9 protein-coding genes are annotated in these 16,109 nt (G+C 48.5%); 7 read left to right on the top strand and 2 right to left on the bottom strand.

The window, feature by feature from the left end; all coding sequences use genetic code 11:
- Nucleotides 1-87: 87 nt before the first annotated feature.
- Together MHB85_RS25055 and MHB85_RS25050 are read right to left on the bottom strand one after the other, a co-directional pair.
- Entirely contained in the window at nt 88-783 is a 696-nt protein-coding gene (locus MHB85_RS25055) for a TetR/AcrR family transcriptional regulator (RefSeq protein WP_258170251.1), read from the bottom strand.
- A gap of 982 nt (nt 784-1,765) precedes the next feature.
- Entirely contained in the window at nt 1,766-3,121 is a 1,356-nt protein-coding gene (locus tag MHB85_RS25050; protein ID WP_091011819.1) for a dipeptidase, read from the bottom strand.
- 314 nt (nt 3,122-3,435) lie between these two features.
- On the opposite strand from MHB85_RS25050, the gene MHB85_RS25045 reads away from it, so the two are divergent.
- The 7 genes from MHB85_RS25045 to MHB85_RS25015 all read left to right on the top strand — a co-directional run bounded on the left by MHB85_RS25045 (nt 3,436) and on the right by MHB85_RS25015 (nt 16,095).
- The gene (locus MHB85_RS25045; RefSeq protein WP_341073860.1) at nt 3,436-5,742 is read left to right on the top strand and encodes an AraC family transcriptional regulator; all 2,307 of its coding nucleotides are present in this window, start codon (nt 3,436-3,438) and stop codon (nt 5,740-5,742) included.
- 334 nt (nt 5,743-6,076) lie between these two features.
- Nucleotides 6,077-7,006 (top strand): ABC transporter permease, encoded by a 930-nt coding sequence (locus MHB85_RS25040; RefSeq protein ID WP_026081491.1) that lies wholly within the window; start codon nt 6,077-6,079, stop codon nt 7,004-7,006.
- Between the two features lie 12 nt (nt 7,007-7,018).
- Nucleotides 7,019-7,906 (top strand): carbohydrate ABC transporter permease, encoded by an 888-nt coding sequence (locus MHB85_RS25035; protein WP_017692544.1) that lies wholly within the window; start codon nt 7,019-7,021, stop codon nt 7,904-7,906.
- Between the two features lie 18 nt (nt 7,907-7,924).
- Entirely contained in the window at nt 7,925-9,430 is a 1,506-nt protein-coding gene (locus tag MHB85_RS25030; protein ID WP_192136271.1) for an extracellular solute-binding protein, read from the top strand.
- Nucleotides 9,431-9,667: 237 nt separating this feature from the next.
- On the top strand, nt 9,668-13,021 hold the full coding sequence (locus tag MHB85_RS25025; RefSeq protein ID WP_341073859.1) for a glycosyl hydrolase: 3,354 nt from the start codon (nt 9,668-9,670) through the stop codon (nt 13,019-13,021).
- A 17-nt stretch (nt 13,022-13,038) separates the two neighbouring features.
- Nucleotides 13,039-13,860, top strand: a complete 822-nt coding sequence (locus MHB85_RS25020; RefSeq protein WP_105601165.1) for a polysaccharide deacetylase family protein — start codon at nt 13,039-13,041, stop codon at nt 13,858-13,860.
- 57 nt (nt 13,861-13,917) lie between these two features.
- Nucleotides 13,918-16,095 carry a glycoside hydrolase family 88/105 protein gene (locus MHB85_RS25015; protein ID WP_341073858.1) on the top strand — a complete coding sequence of 726 codons (2,178 nt, stop codon included), beginning with the start codon at nt 13,918-13,920 and terminating at the stop codon, nt 16,093-16,095.
- Nucleotides 16,096-16,109 lie beyond the last annotated feature (14 nt).

Raw genomic sequence — 16,109 nt, 5'->3', positions numbered from 1 at the left:
AGAACGGGAGTGTCCAATTTTTGGTCACTTTTGGAAAAGTGTCTTAAAACCTAGGCTTAGACCACATGCGAAAAAAGCCGCGTATCCTTAAGTGGATGGCAGCTTATTCTCATACCTGTGCAGTGCCCTCAGGACATTGCCTTCGATCAGCTCACTGAGCTTTTCAATAATCTGTTTTGGCGGTTCTTGCATGTTGCCCCTCATCCATTGAATGATCAGCCCAGTGAAAGCCAAGGTATAGAAGTTGGCGACAAACTCTTTGTCTTCACCACGGACTTTAATCCCGCAGGCCAGTTCATCAATAACACCCATGATCAGATCATGGGTTACTTCATAGAGGTATGAATCCAAGTGGGTACGCCCGAGCGAGTTGAGTGTGTTGCAGCAGAACGTTTTGTTGTTCTCGATGTAGCAAAAGATTTTATAGAATCCGTCCGTCCATGTGCTGTAGCTTCGGTACTCCATAAGACTCTCCACCGCTTCGGTCTGATAGATCCACCCAAGCAGCGCATAAATATCCTGAAAATGATAATAAAAGGTTTGCCGGTTCACGCCGCAATGATCCACCAGATGTTTGACCGTAATCTTGTTCAGTGGAGTATGCTCCATCAGTGATTTAAGCGAGTGAGCCAGCGCATGTTTGGTTAGGTGAGAAGCAGACACAACATTCACCTCATCATTTTGGATTAGCTTGCCGGGGCATAACAGGAGGTAAACACCTGTTGGCAGAATTCCTGTAGCGAAGTCAATTAACATAACCAGGCCAAAACGTAAGAACCCCAAAAGATCCTCCCACCAGATATCCCCCTGAGCTATCAACATCTTCGTTAAACCATCCGCAACATGACTTCAGCAGGGGATATTCTAGATATCAACCGTTACAAACCAACATCCCTAAAGGCCGCTTGTGCTTTCTCTATTACAACCTTCAGAAGTTAGGCCTCATCAAAATCATTCACCATAAAGAATCAAAAGTAAAAGTAAAAGTAAAAGCTGAAAACTAGTGAGGGGATACCGAATCCATCTAAAAAAGCTGATAAACCGGCGCGTATGTTCTCTCTAATACACTGAACCATTAAAACCTGGCCCCCGTCTATAAAATCAATCATAGGAAGAACGATAACGAAGTTATCGAGAAAAAAGAAAAACTGTTCAGTAGCCCATCATTTTGTGAATCACTAACCTTCAAAGTTAAACCCATACCTTTAAAGAAGCCATAATAAAGCAAGCTGTACGAATGATCGATACAAAATAAATTCAAAGAAACGGCCTATAAGTCACCATATTGTTATCACTAATACACTAAACCATTTAAATTAAGTCTCCATCGTCTCCATTCATAAAAAGTAGCCATTGAAAAAAAACTACATCTTCGCCAAAGCCCCAAAGCCCCAAAGTAGCAAAGCAACAAAAACACAAGAAAACAAATAAAAAAACGAAATCAAATCAAAAAAGAACGACCCGAAGGCCGTCCTTTTATTATCCCTATTACACTAACCCATATAAAAAGTTAGGATCAATCCTAAAATCAGTCTGCGAAAGCTGCAACGTAGTGAAGGGGACGAAATCGATTCTGAAGAAGCGGAGCGCTCGCCTAAAAGCTTTCTGCAAGAAAGCTACTTCGGAAGCATATGCTATCATCGGATTTTACCCTTAGAGCGGGGGAATCCAAAAAATCCGACGATAACAGCGATCTAAAGAACGATTCGGCCCCGGAACGTCCACTCTGCACGCTCTCAGCATGAACTGGTTTTAAACACGATGATTACAAACTCTTCAGAAATTGCACAATCGTCAACAACCCTTTATCAAAGTTCTCCAGGTTGAAGTGCTCGTTCGGAGCATGCAGATTCTCATCCGGCAAGCCAAAGCCCATCATGACAGCAGGGATTTCGAGTACACGTGAGAGCTTCTCAACAATCGGAATGGAGCCGCCATCTTTGGTAAAGAGGGCACGAACGCCATACACGTGCTCATACGCATCTGCCGCTTTTTGCAGGATTGGATTGGAAGGATCGGTGTTGAAAGCAAAAGCTTTCTCGATCTGTTTCACATGCAGCGTTGCACCCGGTTGAACGTGAGCGCGCAGATGTGCTTCGATACGATCCAATACATGTTGTGGATCTTGATCCGCCACGAGGCGGCAGGTGATTTTGGCGTGAGCTTCCTTCGGAATAACCGTTTTGCTGCCTTCGCCTTGGAAACCGCCCCATACGCCGTTCAGTTCCAATGTTGGACGAGCGCCTACACGTTCCACGAACGAGTAACCTTCTTCGCCGTACAATTGCTCCAGTCCGAGGTCTTGACGAAGTTGTTCTTCATTGAAGCCCTGTTTCACAAATTCTTCTCTCATCTCAGGAGACAGTGGCAGTACGCCGTCGTAGAAACCATCTACACTCACGCGGCCTTGCTCATCATGCAACGAAGCGAGCAAGGATACGAGTGCGTGCAGTGCGTTGGGTACTCCACCACCAAATGAACCGGAGTGCAAGTCGGTATTGGCTGTGTTCAGATCCACGTGAAGCGAACATAGGCCACGCAGGCCAGTGGAGATCGCAGGTTTTCCTTTTTCAAGCAGGGACGTATCCGAGATCAGTACCATGTCTGCACGTAGCTTGTCCGTATTGTCATTCAGATAGATGGGCAGGTTCGGGCTGGAGATTTCCTCTTCGCCTTCGATGCAAAACTTGATGTTAACTGGAAGTTCTTTGTTTTCGGCGAGAATGGCTTCAACTGCCTTGATATGTAGGAAGATCTGTCCTTTGTCATCCGTTGCACCACGGGCATACAGCTTGCCATCACGAATGGTAGGTTCGAAAGGTGGCGTGTCCCACAGGTTAAGGGGGTCTACAGGTTGTACATCATAGTGTCCATAGATCAGAGCCGTCGGTTTGCCGGGTGCATGCAGGTGATCTGCATAGACAATCGGATGTCCAGCCGTTTGAATGACCTCTACGTTCTCCATACCTGCACGTGTGAGAGCATCTGCTGCCCATTGTGCTGCACGATTAACATCCTCTTTATGCGCTGAAATGGCGGAAATACTCGGAATGGACAACCATTCATTCAGTTCTGCCAGGTGTTTTTCTCTATTTTGTTCAAAATAAGTCTGTTCTTTCATTAAAAAGGCCTCCTTCATGTTTGCTTTATCTCATTGTAATCCATTTTGTCATGTTAATAAAACATTGGTTAAAAAAATGATCGGTTACAGATCGTTTCATTCACCTGAAGATTGTGCGTATAATACAAGAAAAGGATTTCATCCATATATTCTCAGGGGAGTTGAGGAAATTTCCATGACAGTCAGACCCGATGCAAGCAGGCAGGTGAGCAGCGATGGAACCGACTAGGAGCGATCGAATATTTGGCAGATTCAAGCGTTTATCCGATTTGAAGGCAGGAAGGCATAAAGGACGATTTTATCGAAACAGCCTGATGCTTATTTTACTCATTGCCAGCATTCCCGGACTAATCACAGGTATCGTCATGTATCAACAGGTTGTTGGCCGGATGGAAACCGAGTTCAATCAGATGCATCAGAACCAGATCGAGAACCGGGCACGCAATGTGGACGACCAGCTGGCTTATCTGGAGATGAACTTATCCCATTGGGCTTTTGAACCGAGGTTTGGCAATGCACTACGTACACTGGATTTTGTGTATTATTTCAATGAAACGCAGGAGATTGTGACTACCTTATACGTATTACAAGGTTCCCATCCGCTGATCAAGTCAGCTCAGCTGTATTTGCAGGAGCCGAAGCCAATCTTGTTTAATCGGGATTATACCGAATTGAACGATGAAGCCAAAGTACAAGCATATGATCGATACCTTTCCATGGGCAACCACGTGTACTGGACAGACTGGGTTTCCAGCGTCAACAATCATACCGCACCTTCGACCAACGATAGTCTACTGCACACGGATGCAGGTAATGCACTCGTTCTTGTACATAAGATTCCGGGGGAGAGCATGAATCCATTTGGTGCACTGATCATCACGCTGGATAACGAGAAAGTCGCCAGTTTATTGAAAACGCTTACTCCTTATGATGAAGGTTTAACGTTCCTTATGGATCAGGAAGGCAACACACTGGTTACCGGGAATCCGGGAACGGCGGGGGAGACTTCTGCTTTTGAACAGCAGCTAAAAAAAGAAGTGGCCCTGCATGCCGATAGCCGCTCATTCCTGTTCCGATATGAGGATCAGACCTATTCTGTCTCGTATGGCTCGTTGAGTCGGATTGATTCGGACTGGACGTACGTCTCCGCAGCACCTTTGACCTCAGTCACTTCGCCCGTCAAGCTGGTATCCAAGATCATCGTCATTGCGAGTGCAGGCAGTCTCATCCTGGGATTGTTGTTATCCTGGTTTGCTTCCCGCCGCATCTATTCGCCTGTAGCACGGATGCTGCACCTGCTTACGCCTGGTAGAAACGAAACTACACCAACGGATGAGAAGCTGGACGAGTTTGAGCTGCTGGAGCAACAGTGGAACGAACTGACCTCCCGCAGTGTAACGGCACATCGCCAGTTGCAGGAGCAACTTCCTCATCTGCGCGACAGCTTTGTCTTACAACTTGTGCAGGGACATCTATATGCCTATAATGAGCAGGATCTCCAGCAGCGCATGCGTCATCTCGGATTTGAGCTGGAGGGCCAGCAGTATTTGCTGGTGCAGATGTATTTTACGGGGTACGAGCAGCTGCAAGGCAGATTTGGAAGCCAGGACACGGGATTAGTTACCTTTGCAGCAGTGAATATTACTCAGGAAGTGGCGAAAAATTATTTCAGGCAGATCAGTGTCATGAACTTTCATGACCTGTCTTCCGCCATGCTTGTGATTGCTCCTCAGGACGAACCTGTGAAGTCACAAGCGATGTTATGGGGACAGGAGCTAGTGGAGGTCATTGGACGAACACTCAAAATGAAGGTGACCTTGATGGTCAGCCGCCCGGCAGCTTCACTTCAGGAATTGCCTGGACGATTCGTGGAGATGGAACAGGCCGTGGCATATCGCAGTGTGGAGGAAGGAAGTCAGATACTCGATCTGGAGGATGAGGCGTGTTTCCGCAGAAACGAAGCAGCTTCCTATCCGCTTGGACTGGAACGTGAGTTGCTACAGGCGATCAGGCTGGGCAAGCAGGACGAAGCTGAACGTGTGCTGGAACAATTCATGAGTGAGATTACGCGGACGGGGAGTACCGAATTTCAGGTGCAGCAGATGATGCTGCAATTACTCGGCAGTATTCAGCACATGATGTTGCAAACGGGGGTCACACCTTATAAGCTGTTTGGTGGTTGCAACATGTATGAACGTTTATCAGGTATTCGTGAACCTGTACAAATGAGACAGTGGATGATAAATGAGGTATTCATACCTTATATACAAGAGGTTGAGGTACGATCGCAGGAACCGCTGAAACTGGTGGTGGAACGAACGATGTTGTACATCGATACACATTACCGCAGCGACATTTCGCTGGAAAACTGTGCTGACGCGGAGCAGATGACACCCTATGCACTGAGCAAGGCATTCAAACAGGTATCGGGCATCAATTTTATTGATTATCTGACACGTGTGAGAATGGAGGCGGCGAAGCAATTGTTACGGGAGACAACGATGAAAATCAATGATGTTGCGGCGGCTGTGGGATATCAGCATAGTTATTTTAATCGGATTTTCAAGAAACAGGAGGGTGTTACCCCGAGTCAGTATCGCGATCAATGGTTTGGACAATAACCGTTTATATCTTTGTCATTTCAGACCGGCATTCAGCTTTAGTGGATGTCGTTTTTTTTCTTTTTTTTACGGTGATACAAAGAAGGATAAACCCGCAAAAATGTGCAATTCTACCTGCTACGTTATGTTCAGTTTCTTGTGAAAATGGCGTTATAGCGGGCTTTCCGACCATCATGCCGGAGGTATGCAAAAAATGAAGGTTGCCGGAAAAAGATCGGATGTATAGTCTGAGTATCAGGTTAATTGATAACGCTTACATCGTTGAGGGAGGGGAGACATGATGAACGGGAAGACGGACTGGAATACCAACGGCGCTGCAACTGCTCAAGCGGATATGGCCACAAGGCCATTAAAACAGGAGTCCAATTGGAAAAGGCAGATTAAACGAAACAAATGGTTATATGTACTTGTGCTTCCCGGCTTTTTGTACTTTGTCATCTTTAAATACTTGCCCATGTGGGGGATCATCATTGCCTTTCAGGATTACCAGCCTTTCCTTGGCATCCGGGAGAGCAACTGGGTGGGGCTGGAGAACTTTACGAACTTTTTCTCCAACCCGGACTTCTTCCGACTATTACGCAATACGCTGGTTCTTGCTCTGTATGATCTTATCTTCTTTTTCCCGGCACCGATCATTATAGCTTTATTATTAAATGAAATTCGGGTCGCTTTCTTCAAAAGAACGATTCAAACGCTGGTCTATGTACCCCATTTTGTATCCATGGTGATTATCGCCAGTATCACGTACGTGTTTCTGACCCCGCAGGGCGGGGTGTTATACGACCTGATCGCCTGGATTACAGGCAAACCTATCGATGTACTCTCCAGTCCGGGTTCGTTCCGTCCGCTGATTATTGTTCAGATGATGTGGAAGGAGATGGGTTGGGGCACAATCATTTTCTTGGCAGCCCTCGCAGGTGTCGATACGGAACAATATGAAGCCTCCATTGTGGATGGCGCCGGACGATTACGGCGGATGTGGCATATCACGCTTCCAGCCATTCGTACGACCATAGTCATTTTGCTTATTCTCAGACTGGGGAACTTCCTCGATACCGGATTTGAGCAGATCTATCTGATGACCAACTCCCTCAACCGGGATGTGGCGGACGTATTTGATACGTATGTGTACACGGTCGGGATTACGCAAGGTGCATTCAGTTACAGTACTGCTGTTGGACTATTCAAGTCTGTGGTGGGGATTATTCTGGTGCTTGGCAGTAATAAACTTGCGAAAAAATTTGGCCATCCCGGAATTTATTAAGGAGGAGCGCCCATGAACAGCCGTCTATACAACAGCCCTGCCGGCAAGGTATTTGATATCTTCAATTACGTCATGCTGGGGATTCTGGGCATATTAACCGTCCTTCCGTTCCTGTATATTATAGGGAATTCTTTCGCAACGGAAGCCGAGATTACCGAACGCAGTTTTTTCCTCATTCCGAAGGTGTTTTCCTTCAGCGCGTATGAGTATATCTTTTCATCGTCCACGATCTTTCGCAGCATTGGTGTTTCCATTTTCATCACGGTGGCAGGTACACTGGTCAATCTGTTTTTCACACTAACGATGGCTTATCCACTATCCAGAAGTGACTTTTGGGGTCGCAACGTCATGATGAACATGGTAATTTTCTCGATGTTATTTGGCGGTGGCATGATTCCAACATATCTCGTCATTCGTGGACTGGGACTGCTTGATTCCTACTGGGCCCTTATGCTTCCTGGCGCGATCAGCGCTTTTAACTTAATAGTAGTCAAAAACTTTTTTCAGCAAATGCCGCCCGGGCTGGAGGAAGCGGCCCGCATCGATGGCTGTTCGGATCTCGGAGTGCTGTGGCGAATCGTACTGCCTTTATCGAAGCCAGTCATTGCCACGTTTGCCTTGTTTTACGCCGTGGGACATTGGAACAACTTTTTCTCGGCACTGCTGTACATCTCCGACAGTGACAAATGGCCACTGCAAGTCATGCTGAGACAGATCGTGTTACTCTCACAAGCCAGTGTCGGAGATATGGCAAACATGGACCCCAATTTTGTTCAGCCACCAGAGCAGTCGATCAAAATGGCGGTGATCGTTGTAGGTACCATTCCGATTTTGCTGGTGTATCCGTTTTTGCAGAAGCATTTTGCCAAAGGTGTCATGTTAGGTTCAATCAAAGGCTAAAGCCAAGGGGGAGAACGTATGGGACAAAAAAACGGATTCAAAAAAGGGGCACTGCTGCTCTCTGCGTCACTGGTACTTAGTACAATTCTGGGCGCATGCTCCACGGACAAATCAGATTCAGGAACCGCTGCGGGTGGCACCGATCAACTCACGATTATGCTACCGAACTTTGAAGCGGAGAATCCGCCGGACAACAGCCCTGTGATTCAGAAGCTGGAGGAATTGACCAAGGTGGACGTGAACCTGCAGTGGGTGCCAAGCAGCTCGTATGAAGACAAATTCAACATTACACTGGCCTCGGGAAAGCTGCCTCAGATTATGGTGGTGTTAGGGAAGTCTCCAAGTTTCATTAATGCGGCACGAACCGGAGCATTCTGGGAACTGGGTCCTTATCTGAAGGACTATCCGAACCTGAGCCAAATGAATGAAATCATCACCAACAATGCCTCTATCGATGGCAAAACGTATGGGATTTATCGGGCTCGCCCTCTGGGACGTAATGGGGTGACTATCCGTAAGGACTGGCTGGAGAATCTGGGGCTGGAAGAGCCAAAGACAATTGATGAATTTTACAATGTATTGAAAGCGTTCACGAAGGATGACCCGGACGGTAACGGAAAGGATGATACGTACGGTCTGGTAGCCAGCAAATTCACGGGCCCGTGGGATAACATGCAGGTATGGTTCGGTGCCCCCAACAAATGGGGAGATGATGGCAGCGGAGGTCTGATTCCGGCGCATGAGACACCAGAATACATGGAAGCACTGAAATTTTTCCGTCAGATCTACAGCGAGGGTCTGGTGAACAAGGACTTTGCCGTGATGGATGCAACGAAACTGCCTGACCCATTTGTGAATGGGCAAGCGGGTGTCATGGTCGATGTGGCAGATAATGCCCAGCGCATGGACCAGAAAATACTGGATAAAGACCCGAATGCGACAGGACGTGTGGATGTGCTGCAAGCCATGGAAGGTCCGAAGGGGCTGCGGGATATGCCAACGTCCGGATATTCCGGAATGATTGCCATCTCCAAAGGCAGTGTCAAAACCGAAGAGGAACTGAAGAAGGTGCTAAGCTTTCTGGATCAACTCAATGAGCCAGAATTGCAGGCGCTGCTTGGGAATGGACTGGAAGGCAAGCAGTATGAGAAAAAAGAAAACTATATCATTCCATCCACTGACAAGCTTGCTCTCCGCGATCTGCAGGGCTTGAATCAGATTTTGATGTTTGTTCCCGAGGACAAAACGCTTCGCGTACAACAGACACCTGTCCGTGAAAAGGTTGCACAGGTGCAGAAGGCCAACGAAGAGATTGTCATCGCCAATCCTGGTGAACCGCTGATCTCTGATGTTTATGCTCAGAAAGGACCGCAGCTGGACAATATCATTAACGATGCACGGATCAAATATATCGTAGGTCAGATTGATGAGAAAGGATTCGAAGATGCTGTTACCCTGTGGAAGAACAACGGCGGAGACGATTATGTGAAAGAAGTCAATGAACTGTACGCTGCACTGAAGTAGTCTTATAAGCAAAAGCCCGGCAGCCGTGCTTTCAGGGTAACGGGGACAGTCGGGCTTTTTTTATCGCTGTAATGGCTTGATCCGTGAACAAAAAAATCATCCAACTTTCTGGAAATTATGACTTCCTGAATATGGTTTTTGATGTATAATCAAAGCGAAACAAACCTATTTGAACTTAAATGAACGTTATTGGTAAAGTTTAACGACCACTCTTGAACATGCAGGGAGGAAGGCAACATGTGGAACGGGGATGCATTTGAAAATCCCGAGGCGCAGTACCGGGTTCATCCCTTTTGGTTCTGGAACGGGGATATGGAAGAAGAGCAGATTAAGCGGCAGGTGGCTGAGATGGCCGCGCAAGGTGTAGGCGGATTCTTCATCTGTCCGCGTCAGGGACTACAGATTCCCTATCTCTCTGAAGCATGGTTCGATAAGGTGCGGGTTGCAGTGCAGGCAGCTGCCGACCATGGCATGCAGGTATGGTTATATGACGAATATCCATATCCAAGCGGGATGGCTGGCGGGGAAGTGACCCTTGATTTCCCTGAAGCGAAGCAGCGACAGCTCATACATCACCAGCTGGTGGTTCAGGGCGGAGAAGCTGTGGAACTGGAGTTGCCATGGGGACGAGTCTTGGTTGCCAAGGCGATTCCCAAGGATGCACAGGGCAAACGGTTGTGGCATGAATCCATTGATTTGCGCAGCAAAATCGGCAATATCCAGACCGATCAGGTCTATCAGGAGACAGGACTCACATCGTATAACCGCAAGCGGTTCTTCACCTACCAAACAGCGTTCCGCTTGTTGTGGGATGTTCCCCCGGGTGATTGGGAGTTGATTATATTTCAAGAAATGGAAATCGACGACTTCAAATATTACGGCAACTTTGTTGATCCTTGTCACAAGGAAGCGATGAGCCGTTTTATTGAACTGACACATGAGCGTTATAAGTCAGCGGTTGGAGATCAATTTGAAAGCGTAATCAAAGGCATGTTCTCGGATGAGATTGCACCGCTGGGCCGTATCCCCTGGTCCCAACAGCTTCCCCGTTATTTCAGTGAGCGTTGTGGTTATAGTCTGATCGATTCGCTACCGGCGCTGTTATATGGTGATGTTCCGGACGCGCATCGGATTCGGTATGACTATTACCAGTCACTGCACCTGCTTCTCAGGGAGTCCTATCACAAACAGGTGCATGATTGGTGTGAGGAAGCAGGTATCCAGTATGCGGCTGAGGTGCCTGGCGTACGGATGACCATCCAGTTGTTCAGCCATATGCCAGGTGGTGATTCGGCCCATGAGAAAATTGGACGATCCTTATCGTGGATTCTGGAACGATATGGCCAAAAGATGCGTGACAATCCCAAGATGGTCAGTTCGCTTGCCCGGCAATTGGGCCGAAGCCGCAATCTGATTGAATGTTTTCACAGTGTAGGCTGGTCCATGACGCTACAGGATGCCAAGTGGATGATTGATCGCATGGCCGCCATGGGCACCAATTTTTATAACTTTCACGCCTTTTTCTATACGATTGGTGGGCTTGCGAAGCATGACGCACCGCCATCTCAATTTTTACAGAATCCCTACTGGAAGCATTTCCGGCAGTTGGGGGATTATACCGGACGTTTGAGCTATCTCATGAGCACCGGAGCAGCAGATATTCGTATTGCCGTCCTTGACCCAACGACGACATTCTGGAGTCTGATGGGTAATCCGCTGCATGGATTTGAGTATAGCGGCGAGGACGAATTAGAACGCGCGCAACTGGAGCGCCTGACGAAGGACTGGATGCGGATTACTACCCATCTGCTCGAAAACAGACGTGACTATGATCACCTTGATCCCGAGTTGTTGGCGGAAGCTGACTTAACGGATGGCATCATTCAGCTCGGCGTTGCCCGTTATGACGTACTGATTCTGCCACCGATGCTGAATCTGGAGGCAGCGGCTTGGGAACAGGTGAAGCGATTTGTTCGGCAGGGAGGAACTGTCATCTCTGTTGGAATGCCACCGCATATTGCGATTCAGTCGGGAAGTCCGGAGGGAGATGAAGCTACCCAGTTCTTTGGTGCGGGTGAACAGCCGCAAGAAGTGTACTGGGGTCGAAGCGGGACAACTGATCATGATCAGCGTGAAACCATGTGGCATCAAGGTGAGGGGAATTCTTATTTTCTACCCGCAGGAACGGGGCAGGGAGATGACTTTTCGCTGGAGCTGATCTCTCTTCTGCTCGATCAGGTATTGCCCGAACCCATCTGCTGGATTATGGAGGAGGAGAGCGCCTCCCTGTTGATGCACACCCGTCAATTGTCGGCTGGAGAGCACATGGTTTTTTTGACCAATCAGGAGGGTCAGGACCTGAAGGGACAGTTGAAGCTGGTCGCCAGACAGCTGTGGGATGGAACAGAGCTGACAGAGGGTGCTTGTCTGGTGGCAGAACGACTTGATCTGGAGACAGGACAGCTTCAGACATTACCGTATACGAGCAGTGGCGGGGAATGTTGTATTTCACTTACGCTGGCGCCTTATGAAGCACATGCTGTTCGTCTTACTTTACAACCTGCGAAGGAAGAGGCATTAACAACGAAGGTGGATGTAACAGACAAAACCGGTTCGGGGTTCGTAACGGCTGTATCGGCAGGAGCTAATCAGGCCCGTAAGATCATGGTCCCTTCGGAAGGGCCATGGCGACTGGAAACGGTGCAGCCTAACATTTTGCGAATGGGACAATTCCATCTTCAGGCTTCCAATGCTAATGGTGTGATTCTGGAAAGCCAGCATGTAGCTGTAAAACCGTTTATTGATCAGGCGGCAGAATTATCGGAGCAGCAGCATCTGCCAGTCCAGTTTAATCAGGTGTTTGGCACACCGAAAAAGGCATCCGTCGCTTACCCGATCGAGTGCCGTTATACGACCACATTTGAGCTGAGAACGGCATTGCCTGCATGCCTTTTATTCATGGACAGAGCGGCGGTCTCGGGCACTTGGTCGATGGAGATTAATGGGCATCTGCTTGAAAAGGAACAATTCGATCCAATTGAAATAACCGACCACAATAATATCGCTTGTGATATTACAGAGCTGCTGCACAGCGGTCTTAACGAAATGACGGTGATTGTGCAGGTAACGAAAGATGAGGATGGCATCGTGGATCCCCTGTATCTACAGGGAAGATTCGGCGTGGAGTTCCATCATGAAGGCATGGCTTCGCTTGTACGGGAGTCGGACACGGCCCTTCGTATCGGACCTGAACCGCAGCCGCTGTATCCCTATTTTGCCGGGGAAATGAGTTATAAACGCACGTTCTGGCTGGATGAGCCAGGGGAAGATATTACCTCGTTTGAACTGGAATTTAGCGATTGGCGTGTGCAGGATGTGGTAGAAGTGCGGGTGAACGGACATAGTCTGGGTGTGAGATGCTGGTCTCCGTATCGCTGGAAGGGAGAGGCCTCCTCGTTGCGTCCGGGAGACAACGACATTGAAGTGCGGATTACCAACACATTGATCGGTCTGCTGGAAGGTACGTATTTTGATTCGGAACATCATCGATTACAGGATGCAGGTCATTTACCTGTTGAAGAATTAGGATAAAGGAGTGGAAGTAAGGGATGGGACATCGTATTCAGTTTGACCGCTATCCAGGTGGTGTGATGAAAGCGTTAACGCTCAGTTATGACGACGGAGTGGTGCATGATCGCAGACTGGTGGAGATCTGTAATCGGTATGGTCTACGGGGAACCTTTAATCTGAACTCCGGTACCTTGGGTAATCCAGGCCGCATTGAGGCTGGGGAAGTCGCTGAACTTTATACGGGGCATGAAGTAGCCGTTCACACCGTTACTCACCCTACGCTACCTTATGTTCCGAATGAACTATTGACCGAAGAGATTATGGAAGACCGAAAAGCCTTGGAGCAGCTCGTCGGTTATCCGGTACGAGGCATGGCTTATCCCAACGGAGGGTACGACCGTGCGTTAAGTACAAAGCTGGAGTGGCTTGGCATCGATTATGCTCGTACCGTTGAATCACATGGCAGATACACGTTGCCAGACCGTCCCCTTGAATGGCACCCGACCTGTCATCATAACCATGATCTGGCGGGACATGCCAAACGTTTTATCCAACATTCCAAAACAGGTACGCCACTATTACTCTACGTCTGGGGTCATAGTTACGAGTTCAATGACAACGACAACTGGGAGATCATCGAACAGTTTGGTGAGCAGATTGGCGGCAGGAACGACATCTGGTACGCGACGAACATCGAAGTGATTGCCTATTGGAAAGCGGTGCAACGATTGGAGTGTTCAGCCGATCGATCCATCATCCATAATCCGTCTGCCATCCCGGTTTGGTTCACGGCAGATCAACAGGTTGTTGAAGTGCAGGGCGGAGAGACATTGCGGCTAAGCGAACGAATCAAGGTATAAGGAAGGGAGCTGACGATCATTCGTTATTTTCATGAGAACGAGGCGATTGCAGGCAAGGTGTACGATTCAATTCCGGATATATTGACAACGGTGGCTCAGCGTTATATTGGTGATCATCCGAAACATTCCTTTTTGTTCAGAGCTTATCATCAGGGTGGTTTTCGTAGACTTGGGGACTATCGCTACGACCTGAATCTGAATGAGAAATGTGCAGAGGCGCATGCAGGGCAGTACGTGTATGTATGGGGCAAGTTATGGAGCGAGCAGAATACAACGTTAAATACAGGCCTGAACTGTTATAGTCCGGTGACGATCTACGTGAACGGCGAAGAGGTATTCAAGTCCGAGTTGTTGCAGGAATTATTTCCCGAGCGAAGAACCCAGATTCCGATTTCCGTGAACTATGGCTGGAATGATGTGTTGCTATGTTTTGTCAAAACAGAAGTAGGATTCGGCGGTATTTACGGAACAGCCTCGTTCAAAAATTTCCCGCTGCACTTCCTCACTCCTGGGGCAGATCGTCAAGGACAGGAGGGCTGGTTATATTCGGAACCCGTCGATGAACCTGTATTATCTCTTCCTCGTGACGGCATGACAGAAGAAGAAACTGGCCTTTCCTGGTATCCGCGAAGGGACTGGACAGTTGAGGAGCAGAGCATGGGTTCTTTTGCCCGCATCTTTGGTACCGAACAACGGGCTGTTGCCTATGCGTGGTCCAAACTGAATGTAACCTTGCCAGGATCAACGTCAGTTATTTTACAAGGCCGTCATGATGGAGCTTTGACTCTGTATGTGGATGGCACGGAAGTATACTCTGCTGGAGGTAGTGGTAATTTTCACGTTGAACTCCCGCGCCGTTACGGTTCATCTGATTTGGTCGCGAAAGGTGAAATTCAGGCAGTTGGCGGTTCATGGGGATTCCAGTTGGAAGATGCCGAGCGTTCGGGTTCCACAGGCTGGGGATTGAAACCTCCTCATCCGGTTGCGGGGGGCTCTGATCCCTGGCTGTACACAGGTGTGTTTGCTCCCGGTGCTGAACCATCGCACGCCGACATCGTGCGAACAGATACCGTATTTGATGATGGCGCACAAGGTGTGTATTGGCGTGTAGATCTTCCCGATACGCATGTTCGTCCCTATCTGGAGAATACACATTACGGAAAGTGGAATTATCCGCTTGGCGTTACCCTGCTTGGACTTCTCCAGATGGGACAGGAATTGGGGCGGGATGATTACATTCAGTATGTGCGGCAACATATTGAACTGAGCACTTCATTTGATCGCTACGGCCTATGGGATCGGGAAGGGTATGGTGCGGCAGGAATCAATAATCAACTGTCTGCGATAGACAGTCTGGATGATTGTGGTTCGTTTGGCTCTACACTGCTTGCTGCGATGAAGTTGGGCGATATTCGTGGGGGAAGAGAGACCGCGGATCGGATTGCGGGCTACATTACGGATGAGCAGGAACGTCTGGAGGATGGTGCCTTTTACCGGGTTCGCGGCAGTGGGGAGATGCGTCAAGAGACGATGTGGTGTGATGACTTGTACATGAGTACACCTTTTCTGATGCGTTATGGTCAGTTGACAGGAGATAGGGCGTACTGGGATGATGCGATCAATCAGTTCCTGATGTTCCGTAAGTATCTCTACCTTCCCGAACAACAGATCATGTCCCATGTGTATGATTTTGTGCGTGGTCGGGCGACAGGCATTCCGTGGGGACGCGGGAACGGCTGGGTGCTCTTTTCATTAACCGAATTGTTATCCATCCTGCCACATGATCATGTGAAACGGCCGGAACTGTTACGTTTCTATCGTGATCTAAGTCAAGGTTATCTGGCGCTGCAAGGGGAAAATGGACTTTGGCATCAGGTGCTGAACCGGCCGGATTCGTATGAAGAAACCTCCTGCACATCCATGTTCATCTACGCTTATGCCCGTGGTATTCGGGAAGGCTGGCTGGAACAGCCAGAGCCTTATCTGGAGGCAGTACGCAAAGGATGGGAAGGCATGACACGTTTGTCGATTGACTATAAAGGTAATATATACGGGGTATGTCGCGGTTCCGGGTACTCGTTTACAGCCTTGTATTATCGCGATGATCTGGGATGGAATCTGAACGATACCCACGGGATTGGCATTGTGCTCTTGGCTGGCATTGAAGTGCATAAAATGAATCAGCAGCTCCGTGAGGCGCATATCGATTCTTCGGTTACAGCCGCGCAGCGCTGATGTTTGACGCAACG

The sequence above is a fragment of the Paenibacillus sp. FSL K6-4396 genome (assembly GCF_038002525.1).
GTDB lineage: Bacteria > Bacillota > Bacilli > Paenibacillales > Paenibacillaceae > Paenibacillus > Paenibacillus amylolyticus_B.
The sequence above is the reverse complement of the archived record's forward strand: the minus strand, read 5'-3'. Positions and strand labels throughout refer to the sequence as shown.